Source organism: Massilia sp. (genome assembly GCF_032106685.1).
Taxonomy (GTDB): domain Bacteria; phylum Pseudomonadota; class Gammaproteobacteria; order Burkholderiales; family Burkholderiaceae_D; genus Telluria.
Window position 1 is genome coordinate 25,144 of the sequence record NZ_DAMCPG010000014.1, and the last position, 24,521, is coordinate 49,664.

The 24,521-nt window shown below is 69.3% G+C and carries 17 protein-coding genes and 1 pseudogene; 1 reads left to right on the forward strand and 17 read right to left on the reverse strand.

What is annotated here, in order from left to right:
* Positions 1-200 precede the first annotated feature (200 nt).
* Positions 201-896, forward strand: coding sequence for a lipid-binding SYLF domain-containing protein (locus tag RT688_RS10370; protein WP_313704800.1), 696 nt, complete (start codon positions 201-203; stop codon positions 894-896).
* A 46-nt stretch (positions 897-942) separates the two neighbouring features.
* Here RT688_RS10370 and RT688_RS10375 read toward each other — a convergent pair whose 3' ends face one another.
* The 17 genes and pseudogenes from RT688_RS10375 to RT688_RS10455 all read right to left on the reverse strand — a co-directional run bounded on the left by RT688_RS10375 (position 943) and on the right by RT688_RS10455 (position 24,148).
* Positions 943-3,177, reverse strand: a complete 2,235-nt coding sequence (locus RT688_RS10375) for a patatin-like phospholipase family protein (RefSeq protein ID WP_313704801.1) — start codon at positions 3,175-3,177, stop codon at positions 943-945.
* 451 nt (positions 3,178-3,628) lie between these two features.
* Entirely contained in the window at positions 3,629-5,977 is a 2,349-nt protein-coding gene (locus RT688_RS10380) for a hypothetical protein (protein WP_313704802.1), read from the reverse strand.
* Between the two features lie 173 nt (positions 5,978-6,150).
* The gene (locus RT688_RS10385; RefSeq protein ID WP_313704861.1) at positions 6,151-7,437 is read right to left on the reverse strand and encodes an efflux transporter outer membrane subunit; all 1,287 of its coding nucleotides are present in this window, start codon (positions 7,435-7,437) and stop codon (positions 6,151-6,153) included.
* Between the two features lie 142 nt (positions 7,438-7,579).
* Positions 7,580-10,801 (reverse strand): multidrug efflux RND transporter permease subunit, encoded by a 3,222-nt coding sequence (locus tag RT688_RS10390; protein WP_313704803.1) that lies wholly within the window; start codon positions 10,799-10,801, stop codon positions 7,580-7,582.
* The gene (locus tag RT688_RS10395) at positions 10,798-12,000 is read right to left on the reverse strand and encodes an efflux RND transporter periplasmic adaptor subunit (protein ID WP_313704804.1); all 1,203 of its coding nucleotides are present in this window, start codon (positions 11,998-12,000) and stop codon (positions 10,798-10,800) included. The genes RT688_RS10390 and RT688_RS10395 overlap by 4 nt, the downstream gene beginning before the upstream one ends.
* 161 nt (positions 12,001-12,161) lie before the next feature.
* On the reverse strand, positions 12,162-12,524 hold the full coding sequence (locus RT688_RS10400) for a hypothetical protein (protein ID WP_313704805.1): 363 nt from the start codon (positions 12,522-12,524) through the stop codon (positions 12,162-12,164).
* Between the two features lie 10 nt (positions 12,525-12,534).
* Positions 12,535-12,963: a F0F1 ATP synthase subunit epsilon gene (locus RT688_RS10405; RefSeq protein WP_313704806.1), complete on the reverse strand. Its 429-nt coding sequence runs from the start codon at positions 12,961-12,963 to the stop codon at positions 12,535-12,537.
* A gap of 72 nt (positions 12,964-13,035) precedes the next feature.
* Positions 13,036-13,905 carry a F0F1 ATP synthase subunit gamma gene (gene atpG / locus RT688_RS10410; RefSeq protein WP_313704807.1) on the reverse strand — a complete coding sequence of 290 codons (870 nt, stop codon included), beginning with the start codon at positions 13,903-13,905 and terminating at the stop codon, positions 13,036-13,038.
* A gap of 36 nt (positions 13,906-13,941) precedes the next feature.
* Positions 13,942-14,982, reverse strand: coding sequence for a hypothetical protein (locus RT688_RS10415; RefSeq protein ID WP_313704808.1), 1,041 nt, complete (start codon positions 14,980-14,982; stop codon positions 13,942-13,944).
* Complete coding sequence (locus RT688_RS10420) at positions 14,979-15,251, reverse strand: RNA-binding protein (protein ID WP_313704809.1); 273 nt, start codon at positions 15,249-15,251, stop codon at positions 14,979-14,981. Before RT688_RS10420 ends, RT688_RS10415 begins: the two co-directional genes overlap by 4 nt.
* 132 nt (positions 15,252-15,383) lie before the next feature.
* A complete protein-coding gene (fabI, locus tag RT688_RS10425) occupies positions 15,384-16,166 on the reverse strand; it encodes an enoyl-ACP reductase FabI (protein ID WP_313704810.1) in 783 nt (260 codons plus the stop codon).
* 37 nt (positions 16,167-16,203) lie between these two features.
* Positions 16,204-16,866, reverse strand: a complete 663-nt coding sequence (locus tag RT688_RS10430) for a 3-oxoacid CoA-transferase subunit B (protein ID WP_313704811.1) — start codon at positions 16,864-16,866, stop codon at positions 16,204-16,206.
* 16 nt (positions 16,867-16,882) lie between these two features.
* Positions 16,883-17,527, reverse strand: coding sequence for a 3-oxoacid CoA-transferase subunit A (locus RT688_RS10435; protein WP_313704812.1), 645 nt, complete (start codon positions 17,525-17,527; stop codon positions 16,883-16,885).
* Positions 17,524-18,713, reverse strand: a pseudogene (locus RT688_RS10440) (acetate/propionate family kinase). The gene RT688_RS10435 and the pseudogene RT688_RS10440 overlap by 4 nt, the downstream one beginning before the upstream one ends.
* A gap of 4 nt (positions 18,714-18,717) precedes the next feature.
* Positions 18,718-19,653, reverse strand: a complete 936-nt coding sequence (locus tag RT688_RS10445) for a phosphate acetyltransferase (RefSeq protein WP_313704813.1) — start codon at positions 19,651-19,653, stop codon at positions 18,718-18,720.
* A 19-nt stretch (positions 19,654-19,672) separates the two neighbouring features.
* Complete coding sequence (locus RT688_RS10450; protein ID WP_313704814.1) at positions 19,673-22,000, reverse strand: DUF3141 domain-containing protein; 2,328 nt, start codon at positions 21,998-22,000, stop codon at positions 19,673-19,675.
* 135 nt (positions 22,001-22,135) lie between these two features.
* On the reverse strand, positions 22,136-24,148 hold the full coding sequence (locus tag RT688_RS10455; protein WP_313704815.1) for a hypothetical protein: 2,013 nt from the start codon (positions 24,146-24,148) through the stop codon (positions 22,136-22,138).
* Positions 24,149-24,521: the final 373 nt, after the last annotated feature.

Below are 24,521 nucleotides of genomic sequence, written 5' to 3' on the forward strand. Positions count from 1 at the left end.
CGCCCTTGCGCGAGGCTAGCCGGGGAATCGGTGCGGCTTGAGGCTCCACAAAGACTTTGCAGATCGTCCGCACTACCTGGACGCCACATGGTGCCCCAAAGGCCAATGGGGAGAGCCGTTCAACTTCCATAAACTGAACACCTTGGCCGGGGATGCACACCGCCTCCGGCGTCGATCAATTTCCTGGTTCGGAGGTGATCATGTTGGAAATAAAGCCCGTCCAGGCCGGCCGTTTCGCTATCTGCCTGGCCTTCCTGCTCGGCGGCTGCGCATCCACCGGCACGCTCGACGATAGCCGCGCCACCGCCGACAACGCGCAGGCCACGTTGAAGCGTTTTGCCCAGGATCCGGACATGACCTGGCTGCACGACAACCTGCCGCGCGCCAAGGCTGTCCTGGTCAGTCCGCAAATACTGCAAGCCGGCTTCATCGTCGGCGGCTCCGGCGGCAAGGCGGTCCTCCACGCCCGCACTGCGGGCAGTCCCGGCTGGACCGGACCCGCCTTCTACAAGCTCGGCACCGGCAGCATCGGCCTGCAAGCCGGCGCCGAGTCGGCGGAGATGGTCGCGCTGGTGATGACCGAGAAGGCCCTGAACTCCTTCCTGTCCACCGATTTCAAGCTGGGCGGCGAAGTCAGCGTCGCCGCCGGTCCGGTGGGCGCCGGCACAGGCGCCCCGGTCACCGCCGACATGGTGGTCTACGTCCGCACCAAGGGCTTGTACGGCGGCCTGAACCTGAGCGGCAGCGTGGTCTCGGTCGACGACAAGGCCAACCGGGGCTTCTATGGGCGCGAGGTGACGCCGGTCGACATCCTGGTCCGGCACAGCGCCACCAGCGCGATCGGCAATACGCTGGCGCAGGGCGTGGCGCGCGCGACCACGTCGGCTGGGCACTAGGACGGGAGCGCGGCCGCGGACCCAGGCGCGGCAAGGCGCGCCAGCCTTACGGCAACCCCAGGAACAGGTAGAAGCTGTTACGCCCACCCTTGGCGTAGCCGTAACCGAGATACAGCGGCCCGAAGGGCGTTTCGCCGCCCAGGTAGAGTGCCGCCGCCTGTTGCCAGCCTTCCAGGCGGGTCTCGGTCAGGCGGTCGCGCGCCCTGCCCGCTTCGAGCGAGACGCCGATCCGCAGGTCGCCGCTCAGCCCAAGCGGCATGCGCCCGATGACCCGTTCGCCGCGGATGCTGGCAAAGCGGATGTCGCCGGCCAGGATCTGGTCGCGCTCGTAGCCGGACAGCGACAGGAACCCGCCCAGCCCGCCCACGTCGGCCAGCGGCAGCCGGCCGCTGGGTGAGCCGAGGTAGCCGACGCGCGCGTTCACGACGTAGGGGTCCCAGGACCGCACGAACCGCAGGTCGGCGCTGAGCCGGCTGTAATCCTCGTCCTGCGCATCGTAGTAGGCCAGCCGGGCGTACCAGCCGGCGGTCGGGAAGAAAGCCCGGTTGAACTGGTCGAACTCGAGGATGGCCTGCCAGCCCTTGCGCGTCGTCTCGCCAGTCGGCAGCCGGGGCGCGCCGGTCTCGACCGACACGTCGAGCTTGCGGTAGAGATAGCCCACGCGCAGGGCGCCGAGCACGCCGATGTTGGCGCCGACGTTGAAAAAGGCGCGTTGCTGGCGGATCAGGTATTCCGCGATCCGTTCGTCGTCCTCGTAGACGTTCAGGCGGTCACGGCGGATGCCGACCGCCGGCTCGACGAACCAGCGTCGCCGCGCGTCCAGCGGTTGGTAGAACTCCGTATACAGGCTCGACCGCTCGCCGAGCTGGAAGCCCGTCAGCCACTCGGCGCCGAGCGAATTGAGCCACTTCCGGTGGTAGGCGGCGCGCAGGGCGAACTCGGTTTCCTTGTCGGTGGCCTCGACGAAGACACCCGAGCGCAGGTAATCCGGCCCCCAGGTCTTTTCGGTGACGGCGATGCGCAGGATGGTGCGGCCCTTGTCGACGACGAGCTTGTAGTCGACGTTCTCGACATCGCCGTCGCCGTAGACCCGCGCCAGGTCGCGCTCGAGCCGGACCGGGTCGAACGCGTCGCCGGGCCGCACCCGGATGTGGCGCAGCACGAATTGCCGGTTGACCCGCTTCAGGCCGGTGACCTGCACCTCGTCCACCCGCGGCAGCGCTGCAGGCGGCGTCCTGAACCGGTTGGCCCAGGCGTCGTACTGCGCCTGCGGCAGGGAAAGGCGGGACAGCGCCGCCGCCTGGGCCTCGGCGGCTTGGCGGCCGCTTTCGGCGCCCGCGCGGAACTTGTTGAAATCGGCCGCCGTGATGTCCGGCAGGGCCGCCCGGATATAGACGTCGCCGGGCTTGAGCATCGCGCGCGACCTTTCGGCGTTCTGCTCGGTCAAGACGCCGATGGTCTGGCCGGTGATCGCCCCCACGGTGGTCACGTCTTCCGGTTTGGCGAGCGGGGACCCGACGTCGACCGCGATCACGACCTGGGGCTGGCAGATCGCCATGACCTCGTCGATCGGCAGGTTGTCGACCAGGCCGCCGTCGACCAGGCTGCGGCCCTGATACGGCACCGGCGACAGCAAGGCCGGTACCGACATGCTGGCGCGCATTGCGGTGGATAGTTCGCCGCTGCGGAACACGAGCTTGTCGCCGGTGCCGATGTCGGTGGCGACGATGGCGACCGGCAAGGCGAGGTTTTCGATCCGGCGCTCGCCACGGTCGGCGCCGACCAGGGTATTGAAGAACAGCTTGATCTTCTGTCCGCCGACGACGCCGTGCGCCGCGCGTATCCCGTCGTTGGTGACGCCCAGCTCCAGGCCGGGGTAGTAGGTTTGGGCCAGGCGGCGCTCGCGGTAATTCGTCTCTGCGTGCGAGGGATTGTCCTCGAACAGGTCGCGCCAGTCGACAGCCGCGAGCCGCGTGCGCATCTGCCCCGGGCTGACGCCGCTGGCCGAGGCTCCGGCGACCAGGGCGCCCATGCTGGTGCCGGCCACGCAATCGACGGGAACGCGCAGGCGCTCGAGCACCTCGAGCACGCCGATGTGGGCGGTACCGCGCGCGCCGCCGCCGCCCAGCACGAGGCCGATGCGCGGCCGTTTGGGCAGGGAGGCGGCGCCGGGCCGGGCCGCGGGTGTGGCGTGGTCCGCCTGCGCCGGCGCCGCCCCGCCGGACGCGGCGGTCACGGTGAGGGCAAGCAAAAGCGCGAACAGGCGTCGAAGTGGCGGCATCGGTAGCGTCGGGTCGGTTCCGGGAGTGGACAGCGCTACTGTACTGGCCGCCCGGGCCGCGCACGATTCGGCTTCCAGTGCGGCTGAGCCATATCAAACCCGCCCGCTCCGCTGGCCTGTGGGACCAAAGAACAATGGCAGGCAAGCACGTGCCGCGCCGCGCGCAACGGGTCCGCCCAGCAGGCACGGTCGCAGCAGCTGGACGGTTATTACCGCGCCTGATTGTTGCCGCGACGAGTAGGGTGGGCGCCCCGTGCCCACGCGTGAACGGAAAGTCATGTTCGCGTATCAGCGCGTGGCGACGCAGATGATTCTGCGATGTTAGCGTGCAAGGCAGGCTGCTATGTGCACGCTCCACACGTGGGCACTTCGTTAGCTAGCTGAACACCCGAACCGTCCCCGTCCACCCTGCTGGCAGGGCCAAAACAGCTCGAATTCAGTCAGATAGGCCCTAGCGCCCCCGTCCACCGCGGAAACCGCCGCCGCGAAAACCTGCACTGCCGCGGCTGCTGACGCCGCTGCTGCGGAAGTTCGAATAGCGCTGGGCCTGGGCCGCCCCGCGCTCCCTGCCCTGCCACTCCCGGTTCAGGTTCTGCTGCAGCGATGCGCCCTGGCTCCCGGACCGTTCGAACGAGCGCGATTGCGCCGCCCCGCGGTCGCCGAAGGATTCGCGCCCCGCCGAACTGCTACCCACCGAACCGCGTGCACTCGAATCGCGCGCCGCCGAATCGCGTTGCAGCGGCTCGCGTCCGGCCGCCTCGCGCGCCTGGGCCCGCGGCTGGGCCGCGGTATTGCTCCAGCTGCCGTTCTCGTACCGTTGCCAGCTGCCTTCGCTGCGGCGGTAGACGTTGCCGTCGCGGCCGGCGTACAGGTCGCCGCTCGCGGTGCGCGCCACGCCGCCGCTGCCGCGCGCGCCCTGGCCGGCCACGGCCGCCGCGCCGCTCGAGGAACGGGCGGCGCCGACCCGGCCGCTCGCCGTAGTGGCGTGACGCGTCGCCGTCGTGGTCCCGCCGCGCTGCACCACCGAGCTGCCCCAGGACGCGTAGACGCCGCCGGCCTGGCGGGTCGCGGCGGCCGCGCCGGTGGCCGGGTTGCGGCCTCCGGCCCAGGCGGCGCTGCCGCCGGGTCCGGTCACCGCGCCGGCGCGCGCCGATGCCCCGGTATAGGAATTGTAGGCGGCGGCCGAGGCCCGGCTGCCATAGGGGCCGTAGGCCGAGCCGGCGCGGGCATAGGTGCCGGTATAGGGGTTGTAGCTGGCGCTGCCGGTCGCACCGCGATACGGGCCATACACGCCGCGCGAGGCGCCGTAGGCCCCGGTGTAGGGATTGTAGAACGATCCCACGCCATAGGTGGCGGCGTAGGGCCGGTAGACCGGGTAGCCGTAGGCCGGGTAATGGTAGTACGGCGGATACCAGTAGCCGGAGCCGTCGGCGATGATGGCCCCGGCCGCCAGGCCCAGGACGAAGGTGCCGAAGTAGCCGGCCGTATAGCTGGCGTCGACGTAGCCGCTGGGAGAGGTGGTCTGGGTCACGTAGGTGACGTTGTACACCGGCGAGCTGGGCGGTATGGAATAGATCTCGCTCGGCACCGAGGGCGCCGTGGTCCACGGCCCGGTCGGCGCGCTCGCGTAGAACCAGGCGCCGTTCTCGCACAGGTAGTACTGGTTGTTCACCTTGATCACGCGGTCCGGCGAGTTCGCCGCGTACGAGAGCGAAGTGCCCTCGATCGGCTTGAACTCGGGCGGGCCGTCGTAGCTCACGTCGACCAGCGCGGCGGCCTGCTTCGGATCGAGGGTGACGCGGGTCGGCACCTGGGCCAGCAGCACCGCGTCCTTGGCCGCTTCGCTGCCGGGCACCGACGCCAGCACGCGCGAGGCCGGGCTGTCGAGCGGGATGCGGGCGAAGTCCGGCGGCAGGTCGGCCGAGGCGAAGCGCCACGGCCCCTCCAGGCTGGCGGCGCGGAACCAGCGTCCGGCCGCCAGGAAGTAATAGTTGTTGGTGCGGGTGTGGACGAACAGGTCGGCCTCGGTGTTCTTCGCGTAGACCAGTTCGGTGCCGGGAATCGGCGCATAGGTCGGCTTGCCGTCGAAGACGATGACCTCGGCCGGCACGCTGCTGAAGAACACGGCCGGCACCGCCTTCGGCTTGGCGGGCGCCTTGTTCGAGGCCTTCTTCAGGTCGGCCCACTGCGGGTCGTCCAGGGCCTGGACCAGCGCCCCCGGCAGCCGGCCGGCCGGTTCCCACGGTCCCTCCAGCCGCGCGGCGCTCAGCCAGGATACGTCGTCGAACAGGTAATACCTGCCGTCGCCGGGCGGGCGCAGTACCGGCCAGTTGGCGTTCACGATGAATTCGGCGCCGCCCTTCGCGGTGCGCGCGGTGACCGGCTTGCCGTCGGTCTGCAGCAGCACCGCCGGCTGGTAGGCCACGAAGATCGCGGGCGGGTCGTTGCGCACCGCCACCCCCTTCGGCGCCGCCCGCGGCTTGTCGGCGAGCGCCACCAGCCGGTCGAGCGCGATCGGGATGTCGCCGCGGCTGGCCACGAAGCGCCGGAACAGCGCGTCGAGCCGTTTCTGCTGCTCCGGCTCGGCGGCGGGAAAGCGCGTCTCGACCACCTCCAGGTTGCGGATAACCGCGTTGCGCGCATCGACGTCGACGTCGGTGCGGGCGTGGATCCTGGCGATGCCGACCGCCGGCTTGCCGTCCGCCGGCGTCAGCTCGAAGGCGAGCCGGAAATCGAGCTCGCGGAAGTCCTTCCAGGCGTCGACCTGGGGCTCGTAGTACACCAGCCGGGCGCGCTCCACCGTCAGTTCGCGCGGCCATCCCGGATCCGGGCCTGCGCCTGGGCCTGCGCCGGCAGGCAGGCCAGCGCGGACAGCTGCGCGGCCATCACGCACGCCAACAATCGCGTCGTTTTCATCTGCTTCTCCTCCGCGGCGCCGCGCCGGTGCCTCCCTGCGGCTGTCGACGCCCGGCGCTAGCGCGCCGCCATCGGCGCCGCCATGCGTTCGGCCTCGAGGACCCAGCCGCCGCCCATCGCCTTGTACAGGTTCACCAACGATACGTACACCTGCGACTGGGTCTGGGCATACGCCACCTCGGCCTCGAACAGGTTGCGCTCGGCGTCGAGCACCTCGATGTAGCTGGTATAGCCCTCGTCGTAGCGCAGCCGCGCCAGCTCCAGGTAGTTGCGCAGCGTGCCGACCTGGCGTTCCTGGAAGCCGAGCTGTTCGCGCGACTTGGCGTGCGAGATCAGGGCGTCCGACACTTCCTGGAACGCCACCTGGATCGCCTTCCGGTAGCGCGCCAGCGCCTCCTGCTGCTGGGCCTCGGCCTGCTGGACCTGGCCGGCGATGCCGCCGCCGGTGAAGATCGGCGCCGACGCCGCCAGCCCGTAGGACCAGACCTTGCTCGGCCCCGAGAACAGGTTGGAGAAATCCTTGCTGATGTAGCCGAACAGTCCGGTCAGCGAAATGGTCGGGAAATACAGGGCGCGCGCCGCGCCGATCAGGGCGTTGGCGGCGATCAGGTCCTGCTCGGCCTGGCGCAGGTCGGGCCGGCGCTCGAGCAGTTCCGAGGGCAGCCCGGACGGCACGGCCGGCAGCGCCAGGGCCTGCAGCGGCTGGCCGGCGCGGATCGGGCCCGGATTGCGCCCCAACAGCACCGACAGCGCGTTTTCCTGCTGGCCGATCAGCGCCTCCAGGCGCGGGATCTCGACCAGCGAGGCTTCATACAGGGACTGGGTCTGGGCCAGTTCCAGTTCCGACACCGTGCCGCCCTCGAACCTGTCCTTGAACAGCAGGAAGGAACGTTCCCGGCTGCCGGCCGTGTCGCGCGCGATCTGCAGCTGGCGCTCCAGTTCGCGCAGGTTGATATAGGTCTGCGCCACCGACGACACCAGGGTCAGCACGGTAGCGCGCCGCCCTTCCTCGCTGGACAGCACCTGGGCGCGCGCGGCCTCGGTCTCGCGCCGGCGCCTGCCGAACAGGTCCAGCTCCCAGCTCATCGACAGCGTGCCCTCGTACTGTTCGAGGATCGGCTCGACCGCCTGGCCGAGCTCGCCTTCGGGCTGGCGCTGGCGGCGCCCGCCGAGGTTCGCCCCCACCTGGGGCAAGGCCAGCGAGCGCGTGCTCGCGTACTGCCCGAGGAAGAGCTCGATACGGCTGGCGGCGATCTTCACGTCCTGGTTCTCGCGCAGGGCGACGGCGATCAGTTCGTTCAGGGTGGGGTCGTGGAACTGCTCCCACCAGGGGCTGTTCGCCAGCGCGGGCGCCTCGTTGCCCTGGAAGCGGAACGACTGCGGCGTCTAGACTGGGGGACGGCGGTAGTCGGGACCGACCGTACAGCCGGCCAGCAGGCCGGCGCCCAGCAGCAGGCTGTGGAGCCGTTTCATCTTGCGCATCATGTCACTCCCCCGGTGGCCGCGAGCGTGGCACGTGGCCGGCGCTGGCCCCGCTGGCCGGCAATTGCGGTCCGACCTCGGGTGTCGGCTGCCCTTTCGCCTTGCGGCGCTTGAGGCGCTCGGCCATCGTCTCGATCACGTAATAGAACATCGGAATCCAGAACACGGCGATGACGGTGGCGGCGAGCATGCCGCCGATCACGCCGGTGCCGATCGAGATCCGGCTGTTGGCCGAGGCGCCGGTCGCGATCGCCAGCGGCACGCAGCCGAGGATGAAGGCGACCGAGGTCATGACGATCGGGCGCAGGCGCTCGCGGGCGGCGGTGATGGCCGCATCGTAGTACGAGGCCCCGTTCTCGCGGTTGAGCACGGCAAACTCGAAGATCAGGATCGCGTTCTTGGCCGCCAGCGCGACCAGCATGGTCAGGCCGATCTGGAAGTAGATGTCGTTCGACAGGCCGCGCAGCATCACCGCCAGCACCGCGCCGAACAGGGCGAACGGCACGGCCAGCAGCACGCCGAAGGGCAGCGACCATTTTTCGTATTGCGCGGCCAGGATCAGGAACACCATCACCAGGCCGAAGGCGAACACCGAGGCCGAGGCGCTGCCGGCCTTTTTCTCCTCGAAGGCTTCGCCGCTCCAGGCCAGGCCCATGTCCGACGGCAGCACCTGGGCGCCGACCCGTTCGAGCGCGGCGATGGTCTGGCCCGAGCTGAAGCCGGGCGCCGCGGTCGCGGTCACCTTCACCGCCGGGAAGTTGTTAAAACGCGTCATCAGGTCGGGCCCGGTGACGTAGCGGTTGGTGACCACCGCCGACAGCGGCACCATGGCGTTGTCGCGGCTGCGCACGTACAGGCGCGCCAGGTCTTCCGGCCTCAGGCGGTAGCCCGGCTCGGCCTGCAGGATCACCTGCCACAGCCGGCTCGACTTGATGAACTGCGACACGTAGAGCGAGCCGAACATGGTCTGCAGGGTGCCGTAGACTTCCTCCACCGGCACCCCGAGGGTCTCGGCCTTGTCGCGGTCGACGTCGACCAGCAGCTGCTGCGAACTGGCGTTGAAGGTGGCCGTGGCGCGCCCGATCTCGGGCGCCTTCTTCAGTTGCGCCAGATAGTCGGCGACCGCCGCGCCCAGTTGCTGGGTGTTCTTGTCCCCCTTGCTCTGGATCCAGACCTCGAGGCCGCCGGTGGTGCCCAGGCCCGGGATCGAGGGCGGATTGACCGGCAACACCAGCGCGCGCGTGTCGCCGCCCAGTTTGGCGGCGGCGTCCTGCAGCAACGCGCGCGCATTCTGGGTGCGGATGTTGGCCGAGGTATAGCGTTCGTCGAAATCCTTGAAGCCCACGAAGAAGGTGGCTGCGTTGTTCTTGATCTGGTTGTCGAGCAGGCTGTAGCCGTCGATCACGGCCACCCCTTCGACCGCCGGGTTCTTCACGAAATGCTCGGTCACGCGCTTGCCGACCTCGCCGGTGCGGTCCAGGCTGGCCGAATCGGGCATGATCACGGCGCCCAGCAGGTAGCCCTGGTCCTCGGGCGGCAGGAAGGCGCCCGGCACCCGGCTCAGCATGCCGACCGACAGCGCGATCATGCCGGCGAACAGCAGCAGCGCGACGCCGGCGCGCTTGATCGCCAGGGCCACGCCGCGCGTGTAGCCGGCCGTCATGCGCTCGAAGCCGCGCTCGAACCAGCGGAAGAAGCGGTTCTTCTTGCCATGGGCGGGCTTGAGCAGCAGCGCCGCCAGCGCCGGCGACAGCGTCAGCGCGACGATCCCAGAGATCACCACCGAGATCGCGATGGTGATCGCGAACTGCTTGTACAGCTGGCCGGTGATCCCACCGAGGAAGGCCACCGGCACGAACACCGCGCACAGCACCAGCACGATCGCGATGACCGGGCCCGACACCTCGTCGATGGCGCGCTTCGCCGCCTCCTTGGGCGGCAGGTGGTGCACCGTCATGTTGCGCTCGACGTTCTCGATGACCACGATGGCGTCGTCGACCACGATGCCGATCGCCAGCACCATGCCGAACAGGGTCAGCATGTTGATCGAGAAGCCGAGCGCCTGCATGCCGATGAAGGTGCCGACGATCGACACCGGCACCGCCAGCACCGGGATCAGGGTGGCGCGCAGGCTCTGCAGGAAGAAGTAGACCACCAGCACCACCAGGAACACCGCCTCGAAGAAGGTCTTCACCACGTCGGCGATCGAGGCGCGCGTAAAATTGGTGGTGTCCATCACGATCTTGTATTCCAGGCCCTCCGGGAATCCCTTCTGCATCGACGCCAGCGTCGCCTTCACCTGCCTGGCGACGTCGAGCGCGTTCGCCCCCGGCTGCTGGTACACCGCCAGCATGGTCGCCGGCCGGCCCTGGTAGGTGCCGCGGATCGAGTAATCCTTCTGCCCCAGCTCGGCGTGGCCGATGTCCTTCAAGCGCACGATGGCGGCGCCGCCGCTGGCCGCGCGGATGATGATGTTATCGAATGCGGAAGGTTCGGTCATGCGGCCCGAGGTGGTGACCGGGAACGATTGCTCGACCGGTTTCCCGGTCGGCGACTGCCCGAGGCGGCCCACCGCGTACTGCTGGTTCTGGGCCGCCACCGCCTGCTGGACCTCGTTCGCGGTCACGCCCAGCTGCGCCATGCGGTCGGGTTTCAGCCAGATCCGCATCGCGTAGTCGGGCGTGCCGAAGATGCTGGTCTGGTTGGCCCCGGGGATGCGCTTGAGCGCGTCCAGGATGTAGATGTTAGTGTAGTTCGCCACGTACACCGGGTCATAGCGCTCGCCCGGCGAGTACACCGCGATCACCATCATGAAGGCCGAGGACTTCTTCTGCACCTGCACGCCTTGCGCGGAGACCGCCGACGGCAGTTGCGGCAGCGCCAGGTTGACGCGGTTCTGGACGTCCACCTGGGCCAGGTTGGGGTCGGTGCCGATCTCGAAGAACACGTTCAGGGTCAGGTTGCCGGTCGACGAGCTCGACGAGTTCATGTAGATCATGTTGTCGGCGCCGTTGACCTGCTGCTCGATCGGCGCGGCCACGTTGTTGGCCACCACGTTGGCGTCGGCGCCGGGATAGGTGGCGCTGACCGTGATCTGCGGCGGCGTGATGTCGGGATACTGCGCCACCGGCGACTTGAACATCGCCACCGCGCCGGCGAGCGTGATCACGATCGAAATCACCGACGCGAAGATCGGATGGTCGATGCAGAAACGCGAGACGTTCATGGCCGAGCCTCCTGGCGCCCCGCGGCGCCGGGAGGCTGCACGGTCGCTGGCGCGGCCTGGGCCAGTTTCGGCTGCGGGGCGAGCCGGGCCACCCGCAACGGCGCGGTGGGCGTCACCCGCCCGGCGCCGTCGACCACCACCTGTTCGCCCGCCTTCAGGCCGTCGCTGATGAACCAGTCGTCGCCGACCCAGTCGCCCACCTCCACGACCCGCTGCCTGGCCTTGCCGTCATTCCCGATCACCCACACGTAGTGCCCTTTCGCGCCCTGCTGCACCGCGCGCTGCGGCAGCTCGATCGCGCCCGGCCGGCTCGCCCCGAAAACCCGCGCGCGAACGAACTGCCCGGGCCGCAGCTGCCCTTGCGGATTGGCCAGCTCGGTGCGCACCAGGAAGGTGCCGGTATCGGAATTGAAGGAAGGCTCGGCGAAGTTGATCCGGCCGCGCTTGGGAAACACCGAGCCGTCGGCCAGGATCACCTCGACCTCGAAGTCCATACCCTGCGGGAATTTCAGGCGCCCCTTGGCGATCTGGTCGCGGTAGCTGAGCAGCTCGTTTTCGGAAACGCTGAAGTTGACCCAGATCGGGTCGACCTGGGACACGGTGGTCAGCATGCCCTGGTCGCCGGACGTGAGGTAGCTGCCCTCCTGCTTCTTGGCGAAGCTCGACAGGCCCTTGAGCGGCGAGGCGATGGTCGTGTAGCCCAGGTTCAGGCGCGCCGTGCGCACTTCCCCTTCCGCCGCCAGCACCGCCGCCCGCGACGAGCGTTCGAAGCCGATCGCGTCGTCCAGTTCCTTCTTGCTGACCGCATTGCGCGCCGCCAGCGGCCGCACCCGGCGCAGGTTCGCCTCCGCCACCGCCAGCTTGGCGCGCTGCTGCTCGAGCTGTCCCTCGGCCGACTGCAAGGTGGCCTCGAAGGGCTTGCGGTCCATCTGGAACAAGGGCTGTCCGGCCCGCACCATGTCGCCTTCGGTGTAGAGCCGCTTGTCGAGGAAGCCGTCGACCCGGGCCCGGATCTCCACCTCGCGCGAACTCTGGGTCTGGGCCACGAACTCGAACTGGACCGGGGTGTCGCGCGGCGTCACGCTGACCGCGGTCACCTCCAGCGGCGGCGTGGGCGGCGCCTGCTGCTCCCGCGAGCAGCCGGCCAGCGCGACGCAGATGGCCAGGGCGGCCGGCGGCGGGAACGGACGACGTTTCATGGATGACTCCTTCACGCATCGTTTCGGGCCACCGGGGCGCCCCGCGCGGCTGCGGCGAGCGCGGGTGCGGGGACCGCGCCGGTGCGGCCAAGGTTGGCACCAAGTTAATCCCAACGGGACCGTGCAGGAATTGGACCTTGGTCGTACCGTGGCGGCACCGCTCAGGTTTCGCGCCGGGCCAGGTCGACCGGCTGGTAGCGGCGCATGATGTCCTCGGCGTGGGCGCGCTCCTCCTCGGTGTCGGTATCGGCAATCAGCACGTAGTCGCCGTGCCGCACCGACGCGCCGTACAGGTCGCTGTGCGCGCCGCGGTCGTTGACCCCGAACAGGCCGCGCAACAGGTTGCCCATGGTGGCGCTCATCGACTGGTCGTCGGCCTGGCGGTTGTCGGTGCGCTGCCTGGCCTGGACCTCGTGGTCGGGCGTGAGCTGCACCTGCCGCCATGTGAACCCGGCCACCAGCAATTCGTTCTTCGCGCTCTGGGCGGGCGCGAACTTGTCGTAGACCCCGACGATACTGATCATGGTCGTTCTCCTAACGCCGTTCGCGCAGGCGGGCCAGGGCCTGCAGTTGGGCGATCGCGATCGCCAGTTCGGACTGGGCCTTGGCATAGTCGAACTGGGCGGTGCTGTTGTTCAGCATTTCCTCGGCCCGCTTCCTGGCCTCGTTGGCGCGCGCCTCGTCGAGGTCGCGCCCGCGGATCGCGGTGTCGGCCAGCACGGTCACCCCATCCGGATGGACGTCGACGATGCCGCCGGCGACGAACACCAGCTCCTCGTCGTCGCGCCCGGCCAGCTTGATGCGCACCGCGCCGGGACGGATCCGGGTCAGCAGCGGGGTATGCAGGGGGAATATCCCGAGCTCGCCGACCTCGCCCGGCAGGGCCACGAACTCGGCCACGCCGGAAAAGATCTCCTCCTCGGGGGAGACGACGTCCACCTTCAGGGTCTTCGGATCTGCCATGGCGTTCTCCCGGGCTTGTCGGTACGGATACGGATCAGCGCAGCTGGTCCGCAAGCCGGACCACCTGTGCGCTTAGACAGCGGCCGCGCCCGAAACGATCTCGGTAATCTCCTGCGTGATCGAGGCCTGGCGCGACTTGTTGTACAGCAGGGTCAGCTCGCCGATCACGTTGCCGGCGTTGTCGGTGGCGGCCTTCATCGCCATCCGCCGCGCCGACTGTTCGGAGGCCATGTTCTCGGCCACCGCGCGGTAGATCAGCGCCTCCACGTAGTTCGCGACCAGCTCGTCGATCACGGTCTGGGCATCCGGCTCGCAGAGGTAATCCAGCAACAGCGCGCTGCGGTCGGCGCGCAGGGTCTCGCTGCCCATCGGGATCAGGAGCTCCTCGACCGGCTCCTGGGCCATGGTGTTGAGGAAGCGCGTGTAGCAGATGCGGATCTCGTCCAGCTCGTCCGCCAGGTAGGCGTCGGTCAGCACCTTGACCGGGCCGATCAGCGACTCCAGGTGCGGCGTGTCGCCCAGCGCGACCACCTGGGAGACGACGTGGGCGCCGAAGCGGTTCAGGAAGCCGGCGCCCTTGCCGCCGACCGCGACCACGTCGACCGTGACGCCGGCGGCCGCGTAATCGCGCATCCGGTTGGTCACCAGGCGCAGCACGTTGGTGTTCATGCCGCCGCACAGGCCCTTGTCGGTGGAGATCACGATCAGCCCGGCGCGGCGCAGGCGCTCGTGCCGCACCATGAACGGATGGACATAGTCGGGATTGGCCTCGGCCAGGTGGCCGGCGATGTTGCGCACGCGTTCGGCATAGGGACGCGAGGCGCGCATCCGCTCCTGCGCCTTGCGCATCTTCGACACCGCCACCATTTCCATCGCCTTGGTGATCTTGCGGGTGTTCTCGACGCTCTTGATCTTGGTGCGAATTTCCTTAAATCCGGGCATGATGTCCTCCTGCTTCCCCTGGTCCGGCCGCTCCCTTCAGCCCAGCATGCGCGCCGCCTCGTCCAGCAGGCCCTGCGGCGAGGCCAGGTCGCCGCGCGCGAAGCGCACCAGCGTGAAGGCGCGCGCCCGGGGCGGCACGGTCGGCACCTGGGCCACCTCGAACACCACCTCGTCGCCGGCCTCGGCGCTGCCCGGCTCCAGCACCACGTTCATCTTGTTCAACACGCAGCGGCGCGTGTTCACGTACAGGTGGGCGGCCGGGTCGGCCAGCACCGCGCACACTTCGGACAGTTCGCGGTCCAGCGCTTCCGAGCGCAGCCCCAGCTGTCCGAGCGACTCCTCGTTTTCCGCGATCGACTGCTGCAGGCGCGCCAGTTCGTCGCTCCCGGTTTCGCCCTCGGCACCGAGCATCGCGTGCATGCCGACGCCCTTGCGCTCGAGTAGCTGCAGGCGGGTCCGGAGCAAGGCCCGTTCGCGCTCGAGCAGGCCGCGCCGGTTCTGCTCGGCCGCGTAGCGCGCCATGCCCTGCAGGCCCAGCTGCATGACCAGGCGGCGCACGACCTCCTCGCGCAGCTCGGGCTCGCTGCGGCCGCAGATGCGCACCTGGTGGTCGCTGAAGCTGATCGTTTCCTTGACCACGTCGCGGCGCATGGTCTCGCCCTCCAGCACCGCGCCGAGGACGCGCTTTTCCTGCATCGCCATCCCGAGCACGGCCCACGCTTCCTGCAGGCCGGGGTTCTGCTCGAAGAAGGCGCGCAGGTCGCGCGAGCGCGACAGCGTCGGCGCGACTGCATCCGGTCCGGTGAAGAAGGCGTGGATGTAGGGATCGACCGACCAGGCGGCGGCGCTCGCTTCGCGCGCGGGCGGAATCGCGGCGACGACGCCGCCCATGTAGCGCAGCGCGGCCGCCACCGCCGGTTCGAGCCGCGCCTCGTAGCGGCGCGCCATGCGCAGGTGCGGGCTGAGCGCCACGATGCCGTCGACCATGCGGGCGACGCGCGCCGGGTCCGGCTCGCCGTTCCCGCCCTTGGGGGCGCCGGACGGGCGCCACCAGGCCCGCAGCCGCTCCAGCATCATCGCCCCTCCACGCCGGGATCGTGGCGCTGGTCGATCACCGACACCTGGATCTTGCGGTTCTTCCAGAACAGGTCCTGCACGCGCGGTTGCAGGCTGCGCAACGCCGCGGCCGGGGCATCGGCATAGCGCAACAGCACCGACGGCCGGCTGCCGTCGCCGGGCATGTGAACGATCGAGTCGAAAGGCGGGAAACCGTAGCGCGCCAGCAGCTCGCGGATGTCCTCGTCCGAGGCGCTGCTGTCGATGTTCCCGATCAAAAGGCTGGCCATATTCATCTCCTTGGAGCCTTGGAAAACCGTAGCGAGCGGCGGCAGTTCCGTCCGAGAAGCGCAGCTGTACGAGATGTACAGCGAGCATCGCAGGACGGAAATGCAACGCGCAGTAGGTTTTTCAAGGCTCCCCTATGCCATGATGTTGACGCCGCCGTCGACGTAGAGGGTCTCGCCCGACATCCGGCGCGCCAGCGGCGTGGCCAGGAAGGCGCAGGTGTAGCCGACGTCCATGATGTCCACCAGCTCCCCGAGCGGGGCGCGCTGGGCGGCTTCGGCCAGCATGCGGTCGAAGTCCTTCAGGCCGGAACCGGCCCGGGTCAGCAGCGGCCCCGGCGAAATCGCATGGACGCGGATGTGGCGCGGGCCGAGCTCGAACGCGAGGTAGCGGGCACAGGCTTCCAGCGCCGCCTTCACCGGTCCCATCACGTTGTAGTTCGGGACCACCTTGTTGGCGCCGTAGTAGGACATGGTGAACATGGTGCCGCCGTTCTTCATCAGGGGCGCGCTGGCGCGCGCCAGGCGGATGAAGGAGTGGCAGGAGATGTCCATCGCCTGGCCGAAGCCGGCGGCCGAGCAGTACAGCAGCCCGCCCTGCAGGTCGTCCTTGGGCGCGAAGGCCATCGAATGGACCATGATGTCGAGCCCGCCCCACTCCTGCCCGATGCGGGCGAAGACGGCGTCGGCCTGCTCCTGCCTGGCCACGTCCAGCTGCATGAAGATCGGCGCCTCGAGCGCGGCGGCGAGCGGCTCGACGTAGCCGCGCGTCTTCTCGTTGGCGTAGGTGATGGCGAGGTCGGCGCCCATTTCGCGGAACGCCTTGGCGCAGCCGTAGGCGATCGAATGCTCGTTGGCGATGCCGGTCACCAGCGCCTTGGCGCCCTTCAGGATCGGGCGCGGAATCTCGATTGTCATGATGTCGCTCCTTCAGGGTATGGGTCGGGGTCTCGGGTCAGGGATTGGACACGACCGGCATCTGCGGCACCTCGCCGGGGACGGCCAGCAGGGCGCCGGTGGCGTCCAGCACCTGCTGCACCGATACCCCGGGCGCGGTCTCGCGCAGGGTCGCCACGCCGTCCTCGAAGGCGATCACGGCCAGTTCGGTGACCACCAGGTCGACCGGCCTGCTCGAGGTCCGCGGCAGGGTGCACTCCCTGACGATCTTCGGCGCGCCCTTGGCGGAGTGCTGCATCGCCACGATCACGCGTTTGGCGCCGGTCACCAGGTCCATCGCGCCGCCCATGCCGGGCACCATCTTGCCCGGAATCGTCCAGTTCGCGAGCCGTCCATGCTCGTCCACCTGCAGGCCGCCGAGCACGGTGACGTCGAGGTGGCCGCCGCGGATCAGGCCGAAGGAAACCGCGCTGTCGAAGGTGCAGGCGCCGGGCAGCGCGCTCACCGGCTGGCCGGCGGCGTCGGTCAGGAAGGCTTCGGTCATGCCTTCCTCCGGCAGCGGTCCGGTGCCGATCAATCCGTTCTCGGACTGGAAATAGATGCGCATGCCGGCCGGGACGTAGTTGGCGACCAGGGTCGGGATGCCGACGCCGAGGTTCACCAGCATGCCCGGCTTGAGTTCCTGGGCGATGCGTTTGGCGATCAGGGTTTGCGGGTCCATGATGATTGCGTCGTATTCAGTGGGCGACCAGGTAATCGACCAGCACCGCGGGCGTCACCACGTGGTCGGGCGAAATCATCCCGACCGGCACGATATGGGCGGCGTCGACGATGACGGTGCGCGCCGCCATGGCGATCACCGGGTTGAAGTTGCGGGCGGTCAGCGCATAGGTCAGGTTGCCGTAGTAATCGGCCAGGAAGGCTTCGACCAGGGCGAAATCCGCCTTCAGTGGCGCTTCGAGCAGGAACTGTACGCCGTCGACCTCGATCTTGCGCTTGCCCTCCTCGGCCAGGGTGCCGACCCCGGTCGGGGTCAGGAAACCGGCCAGGCCGAAGCCGCCGGCGCGGATGCGCTCGATCAGCGTCCCCTGCGGCACCAGCTCGACCTCGAGCTCGCCGGCAATCATCTTCTGCTGGGTCTGCGGGTTCAACCCGATGTGGCTGACGATTGCCTTGCTCGCCACGCCGTTCGTCACCAGCTTGCCGATGCCGCGCCCCGGGCGCGCCGTGTCGTTCCCGATCACGGTCAGGCCGCGCCGGCCCTGGCGCACCAGCTCGTCCATCACGCGCTCGGGCGTGCCGACGCCCATGAAACCGCCGACCATGACGCTGGCGCCGTCCGGAATCAGCTCGACCGCCTGTTCCAGGGCCACGGTCTTCATGATCGCCCTCCCGCCAGCAGCTCGAAGGTATGGCGCGCGATCATCAACTCCTCGTCGGTCGGGATCACCCAGGCGGCGGTGCGGCTTGACTTCTTGCTGATGCGCGGGCCGCCGGCCTCGTTCGCGGCGGGATCGAGCTCGATGCCGAGCCAGGCGGCATGGCGGCAGACCCGGTCGCGGACCAGCGCGGCATGCTCGCCGATGCCGCCAGTGAACACCAGCGCGTCCAGTCCTTCGAGCGCCCCCGCCATCGAACCGAGCTCGCGCCCGATGCGGTAGATGAACAGGTCGACCGCGAAACGCGCGCGTGGATCGTCGCTGGCCAGCAAGGTGCGCATGTCGCTCGAGATGCCCGAGACGCCGAGCAGGCCGGAGCGCTTGTAGAGCAGGTCCTCGATCGCCCGCGTGTCCATCTTCAGCTCGTCGATCAGGTACAGGACCACGCCGGCGTCGAGGCTGCCGCAACGGCTGCCCATCATCAGGCCGTCGACGGCGGTGAAGCCCATCGTGCTGGCGACGCTGCGCCCTGCCTTCAACGCGCACAGGCTGGCGCCGTTGCCGAGGTGGGCGCAAACGGTGCGCCCCTGCGCCGCAGCCGGGGCCGCATCGGGAGCCGGCTCGCGATGTATTCGTAGGACAGGCCGTGGAAACCATAGCGGCGCACGCCGCGCGCGGTGATCTCGGGCGGCAGCGCAAAGGCCTGCGCCTCTTCCGGCTGGGTGCGGTGGAAGGCGGTGTCGAAGCAGGCGACCTGCGGCAGGTCCGGGCGCAAGGCCGCCAGGGCGCGGATCGGGGCCAGGTTGTGCGGCTGGTGCAACGGGGCCAGCGGCACCAGGGTCGCCAGCTCCTCGACCACCGCCGGCGCGACCAGGGTCGGACCGGTGAAACGCAGCCCGCCGTGCACGACGCGGTGCCCGGTCGCGACCAGCCGGTGGCCGACGCTGTGGCTGCGCAGGAAGTCGCCGATCCAGGCGACGGCGCCGTCGTGGCCAAGCTGGGTGCCGGACGGCCAGCGGTGTTCGTCGTGGCGGTCACCGGCCGCGTTGGAGACGGTAAAGTGGGGCTCGGTGTACAGCCCCTCGACCTGGCCGCGCAGGACCAGCTGCGGCGCGCTGCCTTCGGCGTTGTAGCCCCGGAACTTCAGGCTCGAGGAGCCGGCGTTGAGGACCAGGATCAGGTCGGCCATGGCATCACCCGATCGGCTGCTGTTCGCGCCGGGCCTTGGCCACCAGCACCGCCACCGCGCAGGAAGCGCGCCGGGTCATGACCGAATCGGCGCGGCTGGTCAGGATGATCGGCACGCGCGCGCCGAGCACGATGCCGGCGGCATCGGCCGAGGCCAGGAAGGACAGGCTCTTGGCCAGCATGTTGCCCGCCTCCAGGTCCGGCACCAGCAGCACGTTGGCGCGCCCGGCCACCGGCGAGGCGATGCCCTTGATCCGGGCCGCCTCCGGGTCGATCGCGTTGTCCAGCGCTAGCGGGCCGTCCACCAGGGCGCCGGTCACCTGCTTGCGGTCGACCATCTTGCACAGGGCGGCCGCCTCGATCGTCGAGGGCACCTTGGGATTGATGGTCTCCATCGCCGACAGCACCGCCACCCGCACTTCCTTGAACTGCATGGCATGGGCAAGGTCGATCGCGTTCTGCAGGATGTCGCGCTTTTCCTCGAGGGTGGGCGCGATGTTGACGGCGGCATCCGTGATGATCAGCGGATCCTCGTGGCCCGGCACCGACATTACGAAGCAGTGGCTGACGCGGCGCCCGGTGCGCAGGCCGGATTCCTTGCGCACCACCGCGCCCATCAGTTCGTCGGTATGCAGGCTGCCTTTCATCAGCGCCTCGGCCTTGACTTCGCGCACCAGGGCGACGGCCGCCTCGGCGGCCGCCTGGCTGTAGGGCGCGTCGACGATCGGGTAGTCCCCGATCGGGATCCCGTGCTGCTGCGCCACCGCGGCGATGCGCGCGGCCGGGCCGCACAGGATCGGCGCGATCAGGCCCATCCGGGCCGCCTCGATCGCGCCGCCCAGCGAACTTTCGTCGCAGGGATGGACGACCGCGGTCGGCAGCGGCGGCAGGGTCTTGCAGAAGTCGATCAGGCGCTGGTACTTCTCGTGCTTGTTGTCCATGATGCCTCCCCGGTGCGTGCTATTTGGCCCCGGCCGCTTCGCGCCGCCGTCCGCCCGACTCGCGTGGGCCGAGCACCTCGCGGATGCGATCGAGCATGTCGAGCTGCTGCTCGGTCGGCTGCACCGCCTGCACCCGCTCGTCCGCCATCAGCTTGTCGAGCAGGGTCAGCAGGCGGGTACGGTCGGCCGGATCGGACAAGAGCTGCGCCAGCGAGACGATCGCCTGCTCCGGCTCGTAGCGCGCGATGATCTCCTGCTCGCCGCGGATGCGGCGGAACTGGTCCGGCGCGACCTGCGGCAGGTAGGGCGCGTAGTCGCGCGCCAGCTCGTCCTTGGTCTGGAGCCGGGCCAGCGGCAGTGGCTCGTCCTTGCGCATCAACAGGTAGCCGATGCGCGCCACCGCCTCCGGATAGCCGCCTTCGGACACCGAGGCCAGCGCCTCCTTCACGAAGGGCAGCTCGCGCGGCTCGGCCGGCGCCGGCAGTGCCGCGCGCTGCCGCCCCGCCAGGTAGGTGAGGTAGGCGTTGGCGTAGACGCCGAAGAAGGCGGCCTCGGTGGCCGCGTCGCGCATCCCGCGGTAGAGGTCGAGCGACGCGCTGAGGATCTCGGAGCCGGTGCGTTCGAGCTGGCGCAGCGGATGGTCGTCCTCGACCGCATGGCGTTGCCGGCGCACCGCATCGGCCACCGGGCCGAGCCAGGCCAGCCAGGGATTCAGGTCCGACAAGGCCCAATGCTGCACCCGCAGCGGATGGAAGCGGCGCATCAGGTCGGCCGTGAATTCATTCGACATCGCCTGCACCACCGGCTGGGCGAACAGCTCGTAGGCGCGCTGGTTGAACTCCGAAATCGCCTCGACCGCCTCGAAGGGCTTTTCGTCGCTGCGCTGGAAACGGTTCAGGCGCTCGGCGACTTCCTCGAGCTGGCGCTCGCGGAACTCGACCTCGTATTCCAGCTTGCCGTCGGGGCCGGGACGCTGGCCGATCTCCATCGCGTACAGGCCCGGCGGCAGGTGCTCGATGGTCTGCAGCACCGACACGATCTGCGAATGCTCCTTCTTCGCCACCTTGCCCGAGACGAAGATGCCGAGGTGGCCGATGTCATGGTGCACCAGGCCGACGATCACCTGGCCGCGCGCCTTGATCTCCTCGGTGCTGCCATAGAGGTCGGCGACCCAGTTGAAAGCCTGCTGCGGCGGGGTGATGTTGTCGCCCATAGAGGCGAACAGGACGATCGGCGAACGGATCGCGCGCAAGTCGAAGGCGGTGCCGGAGGCCGACTTGACGTCGCCGGTCCAGAGCTTGTTGCCCACAAAAAGATTCTGCGTGATCCACTCGATCTCTTCGCGGTTCATCAGGTAGTAGCCGCCCCACCAGCGCTCGAACTCGAGGAAGCGCGGCGGCTCGGTGTCGATGTTGGCGTACAGGTTGTAGTACTTGTCCCAGAGCGAATTGGCCGGGTTCAGGTTTTCGAAGTTCGAGACCAGCCAGGCGCCGTCGAACTTGCCGTTGCCGAGGTCCGCCATGAAGGAGGACAGCCAGGTGCCGCCCAGCATGCCGCCGCTGTAGCGCATCGGATTGTCGCCCTCGCCTTCGCTCCAGGCCCCGCCCCAGTAGGACATCGGGGCGCCGTTGATCACGACCGGACCGGTGTCCTCTGGCGTGGACGAACTGAGCATCATCGCCGCCCAGCCGCCCTGGCAGTTGCCGATGATGGCGGGCTTGGGGCTGTCCGGATGCAGCTCGCGCACCTTGCGCACGAAACGCTGCTCGGCCGCGCAGACGTCGAGCATGGTCTGGCCGGGTTCCGGGTCGCGGAAGAAGACCACGAAGTACACCGGATGGCCGGCGCGCAGCGCGACGCCGACCTGGGAATCGTCCTTGAAGCCGCCGATGCCCGGCCCGTGGCCCGCGCGCGGGTCGATGATCAGGTAGGGCCGCCGTTTCGGGTCGACCGTCACGCCTTCGGGCGGCTTGATCCTCAGCAGCGCGTAGTTGACCGGGCGCTCGAATCCGCGCCCGTCGAGCACCGTCTCGCTCTCGAAGTGCAGCACCGGCTCCAGGTCGTGCACCGCGCTGGCGACGAAATCGTTGCCGCGCTGGCGCAGGGTGTCCCAGAACAGCACCGAGCGCTGCGCCGCGTCGACGGCGTAGCTCATCACGTTCCAGGGGGTCGGCAGGGCCGCCAGCTTGCCGGGCACGACGGCCATGTGCGCGCCGTCGCCGCCGTCCAGCGCACCGCGCACCTTCTCGGTGAATTGTTTGACCGCAGTTTCGCTCCGTCTACGGAGCAACAGGCCGACTTTCGCGCCGATGTCCGCGCTGCGCGCGATCCGGGTTCCGGCATCCATGGATGACCTCGCTATCGGGTGACGTTGGTCGCATGTTCCCAAGCTTTGTGCGCTTGCACAATGCGACCAAAGTCCTACCCGGAGCGCGGTGCCGGACGGCCGCGCTCCCGCCGAAGTCCCCGATGAGACTTGCGCTCAATCGTTCAGCACGATCGCTCCCTCCGCCACCGGGACCTGGCCTGCCGCCGCGGTCGCCGCCGCCGCGCCCTCAGCGGCTGGCGCGCTGTCGTAGTCGACGACTTCCTTGCCAGCCGCGCCAGTGTGGACGATACGCACGCGCAGGCGGTCGCCGCTGCCTGCGCTACCCACAGTCCGCGCGTCGCCGTCGACGGCTTCGACCAGGAAGCGGTGGCCCGCCCGGCCGTTGAACTGGCCGGTTCCTTCTAGCCGCACCTGCCGGCCTTCGCGCACCACGCTGCTGAGCTTCTGGCCGTCGAACGTGAACGGCCCCTGGAATGCCACGGTGGCGCGGTCGGCTCCGGTTGCGGCCTGTCTGCCGATCGGCGCCCAGAACGAGAACCGCAGCGCCTGGCCGCCCGCGCCGGCTGGGCGCGCCAGCGCGCCATGGCCGCTCACAGCGGCCACCGCCGGGTCGCTCACGAACACGCGCCTGCTGGTCCGGGTGCTGCGCCCGGCGGAATCGGTGACACGCAGCGTCAGGCTGACAGGACCGGAAACGCAGAAACGGTGCTGCAGGCGAACCTCACCCACGCCGTTCGCACTGCGTACCAACGGATGCGGCGACACGCAGCCGTCGCTCCACTCGGCCACCGCGCCATAGCCATCGTTGCGGGGCGTGCCGATGAAGCCGAGGGTGGGCCGCACCTCCTGGCCGACCGTGACGATATCGGGCAAGCCGTTCACCGGGCCGAGCACGGGGGCGTCGCTTCCCGTTCTGCCCGGACGCAGCAGGACCAGCCCCGCGTTCGACGCGGCCACGATGGTGCCGGCATCGTTGATCGCCAAGCCCTCGGTCAATACCAGCCCGGGCGGGCGCCGGTAAACGAGTTCGTTCAGGTCGATCGGCTTGCTCGCCCCCCGCCACAGCGCGGCGCGCTCACCAAGCGCGTCGAGCGCGATCCGTCCCACCATCTGCGTATGGTTGTTCACGTCGGCGACACCGGTCGCGACTGCCGGACCGCGCGGCAGCAGGACCAGCCCCCGCGCGCGCGACCACAGGTAAGCGGCCGTGCCGCCCGGCCTGCTGGTGTTGCCGACGACCTCGCCGCGATCGTTCAGGTCGGTGACAAGCTCGAAAACGCTCTCGATGCCGGCCTGGGCGCCGGTCCATACCAGCCGGCTGCCGGCGCCGCGGAAAAAGCCGCGATAGCGCACGTCCGGGCTGCCCTCCGGGCTGGTGAGACGATAGCCGGCGGCATCGCCTCTTTCATTGACGTGCTCGACCTGGCCAGGACCCAGGCTCAGGGCGCGGCCGTCGCGGCCCCACAAGGTCGCCAGGACATCCTCTTCGATGGCATAGCCTCCGGCCAGCGCGGCGTTGTTGATATCGTTGGGCCAGGAGCTCAAGGCCGGGACCGGCCCGAGCGGAACGATCGTCCCGTCGGGTTCCCAGCGCACTGCGCGATAGGGAATGCCAGGGTACGGCGCGTCGGGGATGGGCAGGGTCCCGGCCACCTGGTTGCGGTCGTTGATCGCCTGCGCGGTGCCGTCGCGCGGGCCCGGCAACACGCGGTAGCCGCCGGCGACGGTCCAGGTGAAGGGAATCTGTATGGCGAACGGATCCGTGGCGAAGGCCGAGGTGCCCGCGACCACGCCGCGGTTGTTCAGGTCGGCGACGCGCACGATGCCGCCCGCGAGCGAGCCCATGTCGTGGACGCGCACGCCGTCATAGAAACCCGCGCCGACGTAGCTCGGGCCGCTGAAGGCCACCTGTCCCTTCTCGTTCAGACGCGCGTTGGTGCCGGGAGGCGCGAGATTGATCACGCTGTACACCGGCGGCGTGCCGCCGGCATGGGCCGCCTCGACGGTTTCCGCTTGCGCGGCGCTTGCGCCGGCCGGCGACGCAAGGACATTCGGACCGGCGCCGCCCCCCTTGGCGGCGCCGCCCGCCGCGACGAGGAGCGGCAGCAGGATACCGGCCAGGGCTTTTCTGCGGAAGGCGGGGGTGCTGAGCGAATGCTGGTTCATGACGGATTCCCTTCCCGTGAAGTAGGTGCAAGGTTTGCCGGTGCGGGCGCCGGGACGGCATCGTCGTCCGGCGGCGGCCTCTCCCCGGTTCGTACCTACTCTAGAGGCCGTGGCCCGGCCGTGAGCTGATCAGGCACAAGCCTCCGCGCAAAGCCCGTCCCGGACACGAAGCTTTCCTGTGGCAACGGATTGCACAGTGAAATAAAACCGTGTAGCAACTTGACGCCGCGAACCAACTGGACAGCAAAGAGTGATTTCCAGAATGCGCGTGCTGCAGCACCGGAAAAACCGGCCCGACAATCCGGCCCGTCCTGCGCGCTCGCAAGCCCGACCCGCCGCCAAGGCCCTAGGATTTGAGGCGACCAGACCCGGA

Bases quoted from the DNA above. Each gene is read 5' to 3' on its own strand.
- RT688_RS10370 (WP_313704800.1), top strand. From the start codon at position 201: ATGTTGGAAATAAAGCCCGTCCAGGCCGGCCGTTTCGCTATCTGCCTG.
- RT688_RS10375 (WP_313704801.1), bottom strand. From the start codon at position 3,177: ATGCCGCCACTTCGACGCCTGTTCGCGCTTTTGCTTGCCCTCACCGTG.
- RT688_RS10390 (WP_313704803.1), bottom strand. From the start codon at position 10,801: ATGAACGTCTCGCGTTTCTGCATCGACCATCCGATCTTCGCGTCGGTG.
- RT688_RS10395 (WP_313704804.1), bottom strand. From the start codon at position 12,000: ATGAAACGTCGTCCGTTCCCGCCGCCGGCCGCCCTGGCCATCTGCGTC.
- RT688_RS10400 (WP_313704805.1), bottom strand. From the start codon at position 12,524: ATGATCAGTATCGTCGGGGTCTACGACAAGTTCGCGCCCGCCCAGAGC.
- RT688_RS10405 (WP_313704806.1), bottom strand. From the start codon at position 12,963: ATGGCAGATCCGAAGACCCTGAAGGTGGACGTCGTCTCCCCCGAGGAG.
- atpG (WP_313704807.1), bottom strand. From the start codon at position 13,905: ATGCCCGGATTTAAGGAAATTCGCACCAAGATCAAGAGCGTCGAGAAC.
- RT688_RS10415 (WP_313704808.1), bottom strand. From the start codon at position 14,982: ATGATGCTGGAGCGGCTGCGGGCCTGGTGGCGCCCGTCCGGCGCCCCC.
- RT688_RS10420 (WP_313704809.1), bottom strand. From the start codon at position 15,251: ATGGCCAGCCTTTTGATCGGGAACATCGACAGCAGCGCCTCGGACGAG.
- fabI (WP_313704810.1), bottom strand. From the start codon at position 16,166: ATGACAATCGAGATTCCGCGCCCGATCCTGAAGGGCGCCAAGGCGCTG.
- RT688_RS10430 (WP_313704811.1), bottom strand. From the start codon at position 16,866: ATGGACCCGCAAACCCTGATCGCCAAACGCATCGCCCAGGAACTCAAG.
- RT688_RS10435 (WP_313704812.1), bottom strand. From the start codon at position 17,527: ATGAAGACCGTGGCCCTGGAACAGGCGGTCGAGCTGATTCCGGACGGC.
- RT688_RS10445 (WP_313704813.1), bottom strand. From the start codon at position 19,653: ATGGACAACAAGCACGAGAAGTACCAGCGCCTGATCGACTTCTGCAAG.
- RT688_RS10450 (WP_313704814.1), bottom strand. From the start codon at position 22,000: ATGGATGCCGGAACCCGGATCGCGCGCAGCGCGGACATCGGCGCGAAA.
- RT688_RS10455 (WP_313704815.1), bottom strand. From the start codon at position 24,148: ATGAACCAGCATTCGCTCAGCACCCCCGCCTTCCGCAGAAAAGCCCTG.